Source organism: Niallia taxi (assembly GCF_032818155.1).
Taxonomy (GTDB): Bacteria; Bacillota; Bacilli; order Bacillales; family Cytobacillaceae; genus Niallia; species Niallia taxi_A.
In genome coordinates, this window is the sequence record NZ_CP102589.1 from 2,059,233 (window position 1) to 2,072,397 (window position 13,165).

The 13,165-nt window shown below is 39.1% G+C and carries 10 protein-coding genes and 1 tRNA gene; 6 read left to right on the top strand and 5 right to left on the bottom strand.

Going from position 1 to position 13,165, the window contains the following annotated elements:
• Positions 1-16: 16 nt before the first annotated feature.
• Together NQZ71_RS10220 and licT are read left to right on the top strand one after the other, a co-directional pair.
• A complete protein-coding gene (locus NQZ71_RS10220) occupies positions 17-1,438 on the top strand; it encodes a 6-phospho-beta-glucosidase (protein ID WP_275007932.1) in 1,422 nt (473 codons plus the stop codon).
• Positions 1,439-1,567: 129 nt separating this feature from the next.
• On the top strand, positions 1,568-2,398 hold the full coding sequence (licT, locus tag NQZ71_RS10225) for a BglG family transcription antiterminator LicT (RefSeq protein ID WP_317010540.1): 831 nt from the start codon (positions 1,568-1,570) through the stop codon (positions 2,396-2,398).
• Between the two features lie 34 nt (positions 2,399-2,432).
• On the opposite strand, the gene NQZ71_RS10230 is transcribed toward licT, so the two are convergent.
• From NQZ71_RS10230 to NQZ71_RS10245, 4 genes are all read right to left on the bottom strand, one after another.
• Positions 2,433-3,812, bottom strand: a complete 1,380-nt coding sequence (locus tag NQZ71_RS10230) for an MFS transporter (RefSeq protein WP_144453142.1) — start codon at positions 3,810-3,812, stop codon at positions 2,433-2,435.
• Between the two features lie 30 nt (positions 3,813-3,842).
• On the bottom strand, positions 3,843-4,853 hold the full coding sequence (locus tag NQZ71_RS10235) for a quercetin 2,3-dioxygenase (RefSeq protein ID WP_317010541.1): 1,011 nt from the start codon (positions 4,851-4,853) through the stop codon (positions 3,843-3,845).
• A gap of 69 nt (positions 4,854-4,922) precedes the next feature.
• Entirely contained in the window at positions 4,923-5,498 is a 576-nt protein-coding gene (locus NQZ71_RS10240) for a TetR/AcrR family transcriptional regulator (RefSeq protein WP_144453145.1), read from the bottom strand.
• 119 nt (positions 5,499-5,617) lie between these two features.
• The gene (locus NQZ71_RS10245; protein WP_260054532.1) at positions 5,618-6,628 is read right to left on the bottom strand and encodes an AraC family transcriptional regulator; all 1,011 of its coding nucleotides are present in this window, start codon (positions 6,626-6,628) and stop codon (positions 5,618-5,620) included.
• 198 nt (positions 6,629-6,826) lie between these two features.
• Here NQZ71_RS10245 and NQZ71_RS10250 point away from each other — a divergent pair, with 198 nt between their 5' ends.
• Together NQZ71_RS10250 and NQZ71_RS10255 are read left to right on the top strand one after the other, a co-directional pair.
• On the top strand, positions 6,827-8,170 hold the full coding sequence (locus tag NQZ71_RS10250) for an MFS transporter (protein ID WP_260054533.1): 1,344 nt from the start codon (positions 6,827-6,829) through the stop codon (positions 8,168-8,170).
• On the top strand, positions 8,163-10,910 hold the full coding sequence (locus NQZ71_RS10255) for an alpha-L-rhamnosidase (RefSeq protein ID WP_317010542.1): 2,748 nt from the start codon (positions 8,163-8,165) through the stop codon (positions 10,908-10,910). Before NQZ71_RS10250 ends, NQZ71_RS10255 begins: the two co-directional genes overlap by 8 nt.
• A gap of 36 nt (positions 10,911-10,946) precedes the next feature.
• Here the strand turns inward: NQZ71_RS10255 and NQZ71_RS10260 are convergent.
• Positions 10,947-11,020: transfer RNA gene (locus NQZ71_RS10260), tRNA-Arg, on the bottom strand.
• A gap of 367 nt (positions 11,021-11,387) precedes the next feature.
• On the opposite strand from NQZ71_RS10260, the gene NQZ71_RS10265 reads away from it, so the two are divergent.
• Both NQZ71_RS10265 and NQZ71_RS10270 read left to right on the top strand, forming a co-directional pair.
• The gene (locus NQZ71_RS10265) at positions 11,388-12,101 is read left to right on the top strand and encodes a GntR family transcriptional regulator (RefSeq protein WP_317010543.1); all 714 of its coding nucleotides are present in this window, start codon (positions 11,388-11,390) and stop codon (positions 12,099-12,101) included.
• A 230-nt stretch (positions 12,102-12,331) separates the two neighbouring features.
• A complete protein-coding gene (locus NQZ71_RS10270) occupies positions 12,332-13,156 on the top strand; it encodes an ABC transporter permease (RefSeq protein WP_317011743.1) in 825 nt (274 codons plus the stop codon).
• The last annotated feature ends 9 nt before the right edge of the window (positions 13,157-13,165 follow it).

The window sequence follows — 13,165 nt, forward strand, 5'->3', positions numbered from 1 at the left end:
AAAGGAGGAAAAGAAAATGGCATTTCAAAAAGGATTCTTATGGGGCGGCGCAATCGCTGCAAACCAAGCAGAAGGTGCATATCTTGCTGACGGAAAGGGCTTAACAACAGTTGATCTACTGCCGACAGGTCAAAAAAGATGGGACATTATGATGGGGAATTTATCTTCATACGAACCATTAGAAGGAGAATTCTATCCATCACATGAAGCAATTGATTTTTATAACCGCTATAAAGAGGATATTGCATTATTTGCGGAGATGGGCTTCAAAGCATTGCGACTATCGATCTCTTGGGCAAGAATTTTTCCAAATGGGGATGATGCAGAGCCAAATGAAGCAGGACTGAAATTCTATGATGATTTATTTGATGAGCTGCTGAAATATGGAATTGAGCCTGTTGTTACGATCGCCCATTTCGATGTGCCAGTAAATCTTGTTAAAAACTATGGAAGCTGGCGAAGCCGCAAGCTTGTAGGATTCTTTGAGAAATATGCGACAACTCTTTTCAACCGTTATAAAGATAAAGTAAAGTATTGGATGACATTTAATGAAATTAACATGCTTCTTCACCTTCCGTTTGTTGGAGCTGGTCTTGTATTTGAAGAAGGGGAAGATAAGAAGCAGGTGAAATACCAGGCAGCACATCACCAGCTTGTTGCAAGTGCATTAGCTGTTAAAGCATGCCATGAAATCAGTCCTGACGCTAAAATTGGCTGTATGCTTGCAGCTGGACAAACCTATCCATACAGCTGTAATCCTGATGATGTTCTCGATGCAATGGAAAAGGATCGCGATTCTTTCTTCTTCATTGATATTCAATCTCGCGGTAAGTATCCTGGCTATGCAAAGAAATTCATTAAAGACCATAATATTACAATCGAGATGGAAGCAACGGATGAGGAAATTCTGCAGAATAACACGGTAGATTATATTGGCTTCAGCTATTATGCAAGCAGAACGACAAGCACAGATCCGGAAATCAATAAGACGACTTCCGGCAATGTATTCGGCTCGATTGAAAATCCATTTTTAGAAAAGTCAGAGTGGGGCTGGACAATTGATCCTAAAGGGTTCCGCATTACAGCAAACCAATTATATGACCGTTATCAAAAGCCGTTGTTTGTTGTTGAAAATGGATTGGGTGCCATTGATATCCCTGAAGAGGATGGGGCTGTCACGGACGATCATCGCATCGACTACTTAAACAAGCATTTACAGGAGCTATCTCAAGCAATCGATGAAGGTGTCGAAGTACTAGGTTACACGAGCTGGGGCCCGATTGACCTTGTGAGTGCATCAACTGGAGAAATGAAAAAGCGCTATGGCTACATTTATGTGGACAAGGATAATGAAGGAAATGGATCATTAGAGCGTTCACGCAAAAAAAGCTTTGATTGGTATAAAGAGGTTATTGCGACAAATGGAGAAAATTTATAAAGAAAACACCTTTAGGAAAGCGAGTCAGTTGCTTTCCTTCTTTTGAATTTTCGAAAAATAATCCTTTTAGATTCCTATTTTCCATTATATTATAAGTAATAGAACGATAATAAACGAATAGGTGGTTACATGAGAATAGCCAAAGTATTTAATAATAATGTCATTAGCGTAATGGATGACAACCAGGAAGAGCTCATCATCATCGGAAAAGGTCTTGCATGGCAAAAAAAGCCAGGAGATATTGTGGACGAAGAGAAAATTGAAAAGATTTTTGAGCTGAAAAACAAAGACATTTCACAGAAATTTAAAACCCTTCTATATGAAGTTCCCCTTGAATATATGGAAGTGACCGAAGAAATTATCAAGCTTGCAAAAAGCAGACTTGGCAGAACCTTCACGGATAGTTTTTATATTTCTTTAACAGATCATGTTCACTTTGCTGTGGAAAGAATTCAACAAGGACACATAATCAACAATGCATTATTATGGGAAATTAAAAGGTTTTACAAAGATGAATATACAATCGGCAAAGAGGCATTGCGTTTGCTGAATGAGAAGTTCGGTGTCGATTTACCTGAGGATGAAGCGGGATTCATTGCGATGCATATCGTTAATGCTGGTCTTAGTGAAGAGATGCCAGATGTTGCGAACATCACAAAGGTCATGCAAGACATTCTTAATATCGTGAAATATCATTATAAAATGGAATTTGATGAAGAATCATTGAATTATTTTCGGTTTCTCACTCATTTGAAGTTTTTTGGTCAAAGATTGTACAGCAAAACGTATTTGCAGGATGACGATCCATTCTTGTATGATGCCTTTAGACAAAAGCATCCAGGAAGCTTTGAATGCACAGAGAAAATCAGTGAATATATTATGAAGCAATTTGACTATAGCATTACAAATAATGAAAAGCTGTATTTGGCAATACATGTCCAACGGCTGGTCAGCAGATAAGATAGTCATGCAAAGTAGGAAGGCGGAAGCCTTCCTATTTTGCATATTCAGCACTATTTTCCTTCAAACGAAAATGATAGGTTAAAGTGATGATAACAACAAGAATACTTAGTACTGTATATATATTGCTGTAGCTAATTCCATTCTGTGTCAGCAGGAGTGGATTCAGCTGCATGCTAAGGTCTTTTTTCTCAAGGGATGCACTCATCATCGTTGTAAACACTGCCCCGGAAATAAAATTAATCATCATCATTATCCCCATTCCGACACCTACATCAGCCTTAGGCAAAGTGTTTGAAACAGTGTTTGCCATGGAAATCTGCATAAATGTTTGGCCGATACATGCAAAAATAAGGATAAACATTGTCATATATGGTGAATATCCTGCAAAAATGGACAAAACGCTAAAGCCGATAAAGAAACCTATCAAAGCTAAATGGGTTAGAGAGCGATTCCCCTTCCTATCGGCAAGTCTTCCACCGCTAATCCCTAATAATGCTGCTATTAATGCGCTTGGGAACATGTATAAACCACTTAAAAGAGGCGACAATCCATTAACCTCCTGCAATAATAGCGGCGTCAAATATGGAATTCCAAAGCCTATTCCTGAACAAATACCGGAAATGGCAATTCCTAATGAAAACTGTTTGTTTTTGAACAAGGAAATCGGTATAAATGGATTTTTTACTTTCATTATCCTCCAAATGAATAAGACAAAGCATAAAGCAAATAAAGCAGCATAGCTTAATGCACTTAGTGTGATTGCTAACAGAAGGAAAGCAAGAGCACAAGCCAAAAATGCCGCTCCAAGTAGATCCGTTTTCCCTTTTTTCTGTCGTTTTTGTTCCTTTAAATATTTGCGGAAAAACGGCAATGTAATAAGAGAGAGCAGAGAAATAACAAAAAGATAATGCCAGTTAAAGAAGCTGGTGACACCTCCAGCAACGATGGGGCCAATTGCTGTTCCTAATGCCATTCCTGCAGATGTTAAACCTAAAACACGCCCTCTTGTTTCCTTAGGGAAGAAGCGGGCAGGAATGATCATTGCAACAGTCGGCATAACAGATGCTCCTGCTGCTTGCAGACATCTGCCCGCAAGCAGCAGGGGAAAGCTGTTAGCAGCAAACCCCAAGATACTTCCAGCAGCAAAAGTGCATAAGCCGATAGTCAGCAAGGTTTTTAGCATATATTTGTCGGCTAGCTTCCCATAGAGAACAGATCCAATCGCATAAATGATAATATAAGCAGTTATAATCCAGCCTGCTTCTGTTGGCAAGAGCTTGAATTCCTTAGTGATAGAAGGGACTGCCATATTGAACATTGTTGAATTCATAACACTTATTACTAGAGCAAAAGTAAGTACCGCCACTAAACGGTTACTGTTTAGCTTTTCCAATTTTAAATCGCCAGCCATTTTTCTTCTCCTTTATAAACTTATAGGTTGCTAGTTTTTGCTCACGACCTTCAAATCTAACATTTCCAAGTTTTCTATAATCCTGTCAAAACGTAAGGGCATTGGTTGACTTGGGAACATACAATGCTCATAAGGATCACCTAAAATGCGGAAGAAAGGTTCAAATAATCCGGAGGCAAGCAGACCGACCATCTTCGTATAGTGGGAGTCAAGGCGATAGGAATGAACGATACCTGCAGGAACATGCAGAAAATCTCCAGGGTGCATCTCGATTTCTTCTCCCATTGCCCACATCGTCATTTTACCCTCGAGACAGAAAAAGGTCTCTGTATGCTGTTCATGATAATGCTCTACAATTCTGTCCCCTTTAGGTCCATCTGAAGCAACGATGATAAATTGGCCATCTGTATTTTTTTGTGATGCGATAATACGGTGAAGCTGGTCACCTGTCAATAAACGGTCACCTTCACCGGAAAGGATAACATAGGGGCTAAGTGTATCAGGAAGCCTTGTTTTATTTGGCAATGTCCATTTAGCCGTTGGTTTTTGCCTGCTTAATTCGAAGTCTGTTTTTGCCTCGGCTTCTGCCAGCAAGACAGCAGAAATGTCTTTATTAACATGTGGAGGATATTCAGCATGTGAATAGGGACTACCGATGATGCGATAAAGGTTTGTCACGTCACCATTTGAAGTATAAGAGATAAATCTCGTTCTGTGGGCAAGCATTTTGTAGCTATGTACCGTACCAGCAGGAATATGGGCATAGTCTCCTTCTGTAAGCAAATAGCTCTCACCGCCAAAAGAAACTTCCAATTTTCCACTAAGAACTAAAATTCCTTCATGTGTTTTTTCATGAAGATGGGAAGGAAATGAATCGTCTTTTCCGCCTGTAATCAGCACCATTCCGAAAATATTATCTGTACTTGCAGCATTAGCCATAATTGTTGCGACTTGTCTGCCGAACAGCAGGTGCTCTCCATTTCCACTTCGCAGTAAATAGGGTGTTTTTTCGGTTGGTAAGTAGTCATTTAATTTTTTCATTTTTTTCGCTCCTTTACAAAATAACTAGACCAGTCTGTCTAGAATAATAATACAAAGGGATAAAAAATACTACCCCTTAGTTTTTAAAATTTGTGGAATTGTTTCCATAACAGCGATAAGTGGGGCTTTATCCTTACGAGTTATGGACTGCATAATCCCTCCGCCAATCATAGAATTAATCAGCATCCCCATTTTTAATGCATGCTCTTCTTTCTCCCCATGTTGGATTAATTTATCAGCAATGATTTTCTCCCATTTTGAAAATGCATCTATACAAGCAAGGCGTAATGGTTCACTAATAAGTGCTGTTTCGCTTGCAAGCAGGCCGACAGGAATTCCTTCAATGCTTTCAGGGGAATCAAACTGGCTTGATGTATCCTTTATAAACGCTTGAATTGCTTCAACCGGTTCTGATATTTCCTCCATTATTGCAAGCAGCTTTCTTTCAATAAAGCTGCTTGTAAAATGGACAGCCTCAATGGCGAGAAGCTCTTTGCCTTGCGGAAAATGATGATAGATAGACCCTTTCGGCAATCCGCTTTCACTTATGATTTGATTCATACCTGTTGCATGATAGCCTTGCAGCTGAAAAAGACGAGAAGCTGTTTGCAATATTTTGTCACGAGAATTCAATTTAGTATCCATTGTAAGTTTCCTTTCCTTCAAATGTGAGGATAGTCCTACTTTACTATAGGAAATAGATAGAGTATTGTCAAAGAACTGTTATGGATTTTCGAAGATAATCTTAATAGCTTCATAGAAACTCATTTCTTCTTGTCTTTTTGCTCAAGCAGTCCTTTACGGTAATCTGCGGGAGTACATTTATAATATTCCTTAAATTTTTTATAAAAATGATTAAAGTTGGTATAGCCAGTTTCATCTGCAATTCTGTTTATTTTCATTTGTGTATTTTCTAGTAGAAGCTTTGCTTGACGAAGTCGAAGCTCTTGAACCATTTCACTAAAGGTTTTTCCAATATTCTCCTTCAGCAGCCTGCTCAAATAATTTGGGTGAAAATGAAATATGGAGGCAACCTCTTTTAAGCTTGTTGTTAAATAATGCTCTTCAATATATTGAAGGATTTCTAAGATTACTAGATTCCAGCTTTCATCCTTAGCTACCACCTGACTTTGTTTCTTTGATATTCTCATCAGCTCTGTAAATAGGAGAACAATATTACAGCTTATAACTTCCTGGCTGGCTATATTGGGCTTATAAAACTCATATAGCCCTTCATTAATATATTGGCGGATTTTTTTATTTCCAGAAGACGGGAAGTAAAGGTAACGGCCCTTCATTTTCGGCTTGTATATGGTGTCAATAACAAATTTGGATATTAAATCATTTTCTGTTAAGCGGGCGAGAATATCGTGATTAAAGTAAGTTTTACGTAAGAGGATGTTGATAATGATTGTGTCCTTGTCTGCCTTTTTTATTGTATGCATCACGTCTGTATCTAATATTGTTAAGTCACCCTCCTGCATTTCAACTGTCTCTCCATCTATCCACTGTGTAAAGCTGCCAAAATACGCATAGCTGATTTCTAAATAATCATGTTTATGTACTTCTATGTCTACATAACGGGGATGCTTCATGAAGGTTATTTTCTCGTGTTTTTTCATCAACAAGTCTGCTGACAGGACAGAATCCAGGCCTGTTACTGGTGAAATCCGATTAATAGTCGATAATATTTCCTTCAGGTTATATACACCTGATGATAAAGCGATTGCTTCAATTTCATTTTCAGCAAGCAGCTTTTTTTTCAAGTCCTTCACCAACATAGCCTCACCATACCCTTATCTCTAATAGGTTACTAATTGTTATAGAATAGCCGTTCATTTGACATAAAAATATAACAGTTAATTATATAAAATGATTATGACACCGCTTACAACTATTAAGCAAGCGTTTTATGAAATAGTCAGTCTTTTTTTGTGGACGGTTCAATGATAAGAGGAAAAGGAGTGGGGAAAATGGCGAGCAAAGCATATTCTAGCATTTTACTCAGGGAGAAGCTGGCTTTTGGCGCAGGTGCATTTGGTAAAGACTTTGTTTATATTTTTGTTTCGATGTATTTATTGTACTTTTATACAGATGTATTAGGTATCTCTGCTGCAACAGCAGGATCCATTCTGTTAATTGTCCGGTTTATTGATGCAGCATTCGATTTGCCATTCGGTTTTATGGTTGACAAAACAAATTCAAAATGGGGGAAACTGCGGCCCTATTTGCTTTTTGGAGCAGTTCCATATGGGGTTACAGCGGCGTTTTTATTTTTCGCACCAGAGATAGGGGAAGGAGGAAAGGTTTTTTACGCCTTCAGTCTTTATTTCCTTATCAGCATTCTTTACAGTGTTGTCAGTATTCCGCATGCAGCCCTTAACACAGTAATGACAGATAATCCTGAAGAAAGGGCTCAATTAACGAAGTATCTGATGCTTTTTTCCGGACTCGCTGCAGCACTTGCTGGCAGTATAACAGTTCCTGTTGTTGGTATGTTTCCTTCTGAAAGATCAGGCTATTTCTTTATGGGAGCTGTTACTGGTGTAATGGCAATCCTGCTACTATTCCTGTGTTTTAAAGGTACTAAAGAGCAAGTAACAACGAGTGAGCTAAATGAAAATATTCCCTTTAAACATGCCTGGAAAACAGTGCTCACAAATAAACCGTTTATTATTCTTTCTGCATCCTTTTTAATGATGCAAATAAGCCTTGGAATCCGAGGTGCTGCGGGTATTTACTATTTTATTTACAATGTTGGCAATGCAAATCTTTTCAGTGTCGTCTCAGCAGCGGGCGGTCTTGCCGGGTTGGTAATCACCTTCCTCCTGCCGGCAATTGTCCGCCGCATCGGCATGAAAAAGTTTTATATTGCAGCAGGCCTGTTAACGCTCCTTAACTTTTTGTCCATCTATGCCGCACCAGTCCATATAATTCCGCTTGTATTAATTTTGAATATTGCTGCGTCCGCGTTAACTTCGGTTGCTTTATTTGCTGCATGGGGTTCACTCCCAGATGCGATAGCCTACCAGCTAAAAAAGAATGGATTACACATTGAAGGCGTGTATTACGCATTATATAACTTTATCCAAAAGGTAGGCTCGTCGATTGCAGGCGGTCTTGCCGGATTTGTTTTAGCTGCATTTGGTTACAAATCAGGCATGACACCAACAGCTCGAAGCTTAGAAGGAATCCTCGTTACATCTGCGATTATTCCAGCAGTATGTGCCTTATTGTTTACGATATTTATGTTTTTCTATCGTACAAAGGACAAAAACAAAAAAGAATCAGTGGAAAAGGGTGTTATCAATGGATAAAAGCATATTTGTAAAAAATTTAAAGGTGGAAAATCAAACTAATCCTCTCGGCATTGATATCCCATCACCTCGTTTTAGCTGGATGATTAATTCAGAGGAGAATAATGTGCTGCAATCTGCCTATCATCTTATCGTGGCAGATGAGGATGGGGAGGAGGTTTGGAATACAGGAAAAACAGACAGTGATCAATCTGTGTGGATTCCATATAAAGGACCAAGTCTTAAAGCAAGGAAATGTTATTTCTGGAAAGTGAGGATTTGGGATAATAAAGGACAGATTTCTGATTGGAGTAAAGCATCATGGGAAATGGGACTGCTTCGTAAAGACGACTGGCAGGCTTGTTGGATTGAACCGGAACAGAAGGAAGCAGTCGAGGAGCCTTTTATTACAGTGCAGGAAATGTTTTCAGGGGGTTTCAAGGATAAAAGCTTGGAAGAAAAAGCAAAGGACCTTCGTCCACCACAGCTTTTGAGAAGAAAATTCACGATAACAGGTGACATAAAAAAGGCAAGGCTGTATGTAACAAGCCATGGTGTTTACCAGTTGGAGCTGAACGGCAGTCGTGTCGGGAATAATGAATTCGCACCAGACTTTACGGCCTATAATGTCCGTCTTCAATACCAAACATATGATGTGACAGATTTGCTTACTGCTGGAAATAATGCAATCGGAGCAGTTATTGCAGACGGCTGGTATATTGGCCGCATTCAGCTGACAGGGCACAGCTGCCAATTCGGGAACAAACTTGGTTTGCTGCTGCAGCTGGAGGTAGAATATCAGGACGGAACGACAGAACGCATTGTTTCAGATGAGCAGTTTGTTTCAAGTACAGGTCCATGGGAGTATGCTGATTTATTTATTGGAGAAAAATACGATGCCCGCTTAGAACAGCAAGATTGGAGCTGTTTTGACTTTAATGATCAAAATTGGAAGAATGTAAAACAGGTAGATTATTCCTTCGATAATCTAGTTGCACAGTTTGGACCAAATGTGCGCGCAATGGAGGAAATTGTTCCACTATCCGTTCATCGTGAAACGGATGGTGCCCAAATTATTGATTTCGGGCAAATCATTGCCGGACGCATTCGGATTGCAATCGAAGCGAGGAATGGGGACATAATCACACTTCAGCATAGTGAGGTGCTGGATAAAGACGGAAAGTTCTTTATGAACATTATCGGCCGAAATAAGGATCAGACAGATATATTTATTGCAAAAGGGAACGGTTCGGAAGTATATGAGCCGAGATTTGTTTTTCATGGCTTCCGCTATGTAAGAATCACAGGTCTTAAGGCACCTATAAAAAAAGACGCTGTGCGAGCAATTGTTCTTTACAGTGATATGGAGACAACTGGCCATTTCGAATGTTCGGATCAACGCTTGAACAGGCTGCAGCAAAATATTCAGTGGAGCCAGAAAACAAATATGCTGTCCATTCCGACAGATTGTCCGCAAAGAGAAAGAGCTGGCTGGACAGGTGATTTACAGGTTTTTGCACCAACAGCTGCTTTTAACATGGACGTATATACATTTTTGGAACGCTGGCTAGGGGATGTCAGAAAAGAACAGTTTCCAGATGGTCAGATTGCCAACTTCGTGCCGACTGGAAAATACTATGTAAAGGAATGCTCAAGCATGGGGCAGCTTTCCAGCGCAGGCTGGGGGGATGCGATTATTATCGTTCCATGGGTGCTGTATGAGCGCTATGGCGATGTACGTGTGCTGGAACAGAACTATGAAGCAATGGCAAAATGGCTGGAATATGTTCAAGACAAGGCAGAAACAGAGATACCAGTTTCGATGACAGAAACGGACCCGATTGTTTTAGAAAGACAAAAGTATTTATGGAATACAGGCTTTCATTTTGGCGACTGGCTTATTCCAAGCATAGTCGAAAGTGCGAATGAAAATACAGGACCGATGGACAGTGCAATACTTACAAAAGAGCTTGTGGCAACTTGTTTTTATGCAAATTCTGCCTTGCTTTTCGCTAAAATAGCAGAACTTCATGGAGACAAGGAAATTAGCCAGACTTACTACACTTTGAACAAACGTATACGCAAAGCCTTTGAGGAGGAATATATAGAATCAAATGGCAGAATTAGCGCTCACTTTCAAGGGATTTATATTTTGGCACTGCAAATGAACATGGTTTCAAGTGAAAAACGTCCGCTGGTTGCAGCGCAATTAGCACAATTAATTAAAGACAATGACCATAAATTAGATACAGGCTTTTTATCTGTTCCGTATTTAATGGATGTGCTAATTGCGGAAGGATATGAAGATATCGCTTATCGTATCCTCTACCAGACGGATTGTCCTTCTTGGCTTTACGAAGTAGAAAGGGGTGCAACGACCATTTGGGAATCGTGGTCAGCTATTCAAAAAGACGGAACAGTCGGGCATATGTCCTTTAACCATTATGCCTTCGGGTGTATTGGCGATTGGCTTTACCGCGAGCCCGGAGGCATCAAGCATATCTTACCAGGCTATAAACATAGTATTATCGAGCCAAATGTGAATGTTGGGTTGAGTAGTGCTAAAGCGGTTTTGAGAACAGGATATGGAATCCTGTCATCTGCTTGGGAAAGAAACAACGACTTCATAAAGCTGGAAGTAAAGATACCGCCAAATACGACAGCAACAGTTATATTGCATGGGGAAAATCGAGTGGAAATAGGAAGCGGTACACACCAATTCCAATATAAAAGTCCTTCCGTATTAAATGGAAGAGCATAGGAAAAAGCTGGCTTAATAAGCCAGCTTTTTTTATGACGTCCCTGGAGGGAATCGAACCCACGACACACAGCTTAGGAGGCTGTCGCTCTATCCTACTGAGCTACAGAGACATGTATGATTGTTTAACTGCTACCATAAGAGGATACATCATTGCCTGAAATCTGTAAAGTAATTAGCACTGGTAAATTCCAAAGTTTTTCCTTTTATTAAAGCAGGGATAAAGACGCTTATACTTGGTTGACGTTGCCGATGTTCATTTCGATTAAAGAATAGATGTAAATGAAAAGCAATCGCGTATTTTAGAGAAGCACAATATATTAAGATTGTAATTATTATGTATACTTTTTAAATTCTGATTCACAGGTCTACTATATTATTGCCTACGTTAACGATTAACACATATAATAAACCTGTATTAGAGACGTACCTTACATAAAATATTAAAGTATCTAACCTAAAACTAGAGGGAGGATTATAGTGAAACCTCTTTACATGTTAATAAAAGAAAAAATTGAGGCAGACATGCATTCAGGCAAACTAAAGTCAGGTGACAGGCTGCCTTCTGAAATAGTGCTAGCAGCAGAATTTAAAGTCAGCCGAGAAACCGTACGTTCCGCTATCCGCCTTCTTGAAGAAAATGGAAAGCTTTATGTTAAGCATGGGGTAGGGACATTTGTTGTTAACCCATTGCCTAAGACACCGAATAGCTTAGAGCAGCTAATGAGTGTTACCTCCATGATAAAGTATGCCGGCTTAGAGGACGGGGAAAAACGGGAAAAAATAAAGCTGGATAACCCTACAGAGGAATGGAGAAATCTTCTACAACTCAAGGAGGAAGAAGAGGTAATCATTCATGAAAGAATCCGAACGGCGAATGATGAACCTGTTGTGTTTTCTCAGAATGTCATTGCGGAATCTCTTGTTAAGAAAAAAATGATTAATCAAGGCTCAATCGGCTCTCTATTCGATTACTTAAAAAAAGAATGCAATATAGATATCGCTAGAGCTACAACAGAAATTGTTGTTCCCCTTCATACAGATCGTAATTGTCATAAGCTGCTTATTCATCCAGAAACGACTGTTTTATTATTAAAGCAACTTCATTACGATCATCAAAATCGCCCAGTTCTCTATTCATTAGATTATTTTAGGAATGACGTTTTTACATTCACTGTAAATAGAACAAGATAAATTTAATAGGCTCAAAGAGTTGGATAACCAATCTATCATTTTAATAGATTGGTTTTTTGTTTTTTAAAAGAAGTCTAGACAACCTAACGAAAGATAAAGGAAAGTTATGAATATTTACAAGAAAACAACAAATAGATGAAAGATTATTAATAATCGTTTGTTAAATTAAAGCTAAGAGGTATAGACTTCTTATTTTTAAAAATCTTTATCTTAACAGGAGAGGAGAAGAGATATTGTGGTATTTTAAAACACTTGGTAAGGGGAAAGTAGTTGAATTCATTCTACTTGCGATTTTCCTGCTATTCTTTTTTGGCCCCTTATTGAATTTACTGTTACTAGCGTTTTCTGGTGAGTGGCAATATCCTGATGCTTTGCCAAAGTCTTGGTCATTGGAATGGTGGAGCTTCGTCTTAGCAGATGAGTCAATCGTAAGATCAGTGTGGTTATCTTTTCTTATTGCAGCAATAGTTACCATGATTTCCCTTATTATTTGTATTCCTGCAGCATACGCGTTTGCCCGCATCAGTTTTCCATTAAGGAGGTTTTTTCTTTTCTCCTTCTTGCTGACTAATGCTTTTCCGAAAATGGGATTATATGTTGCAATCGCCGTTTTATTTTATCAATACAACCTTATGAATACATTCATTGGGATTATATTAATACACCTAATTAATACGCTTATGCTCATGACCTGGATTCCTTCTGCTGCATTTGAGAATGTGCATCGTTCACAAGAGGAATCTGCTCGCGATGCTGGGGCATCTCCGTTAAAGGTATTCTGGTATATCACTTTACCGATGGCTAAGCCGGGAATTATCGTGGCGTCTGTTTTTACCTTCCTATCTTCCTTAGATGAAGCACAAGGAACCTTATTAGTAGGAATACCAGACTATAAAACGATGCCAGTTATCATGTATTCCATCATAGCGGACTATCCAAGTACAGCAGGTGCAGTGTTTTCAGTAATATTGACACTTCCAACGATCATTTTGCTATTTGCCGCTAGAAAATTTGTTGGGGCAGATTCATTTGCAAACGGAATGCGTCTTAAATAATGGTTGCAA

Coding starts and splice junctions, on each gene's coding strand:
- NQZ71_RS10220 (WP_275007932.1), top strand. CDS start 17: ATGGCATTTCAAAAAGGATTCTTATGGGGCGGCGCAATCGCTGCAAAC.
- licT (WP_317010540.1), top strand. CDS start 1,568: ATGAGAATAGCCAAAGTATTTAATAATAATGTCATTAGCGTAATGGAT.
- NQZ71_RS10230 (WP_144453142.1), bottom strand. CDS start 3,812: ATGGCTGGCGATTTAAAATTGGAAAAGCTAAACAGTAACCGTTTAGTG.
- NQZ71_RS10235 (WP_317010541.1), bottom strand. CDS start 4,853: ATGAAAAAATTAAATGACTACTTACCAACCGAAAAAACACCCTATTTA.
- NQZ71_RS10240 (WP_144453145.1), bottom strand. CDS start 5,498: ATGGATACTAAATTGAATTCTCGTGACAAAATATTGCAAACAGCTTCT.
- NQZ71_RS10250 (WP_260054533.1), top strand. CDS start 6,827: ATGGCGAGCAAAGCATATTCTAGCATTTTACTCAGGGAGAAGCTGGCT.
- NQZ71_RS10255 (WP_317010542.1), top strand. CDS start 8,163: ATGGATAAAAGCATATTTGTAAAAAATTTAAAGGTGGAAAATCAAACT.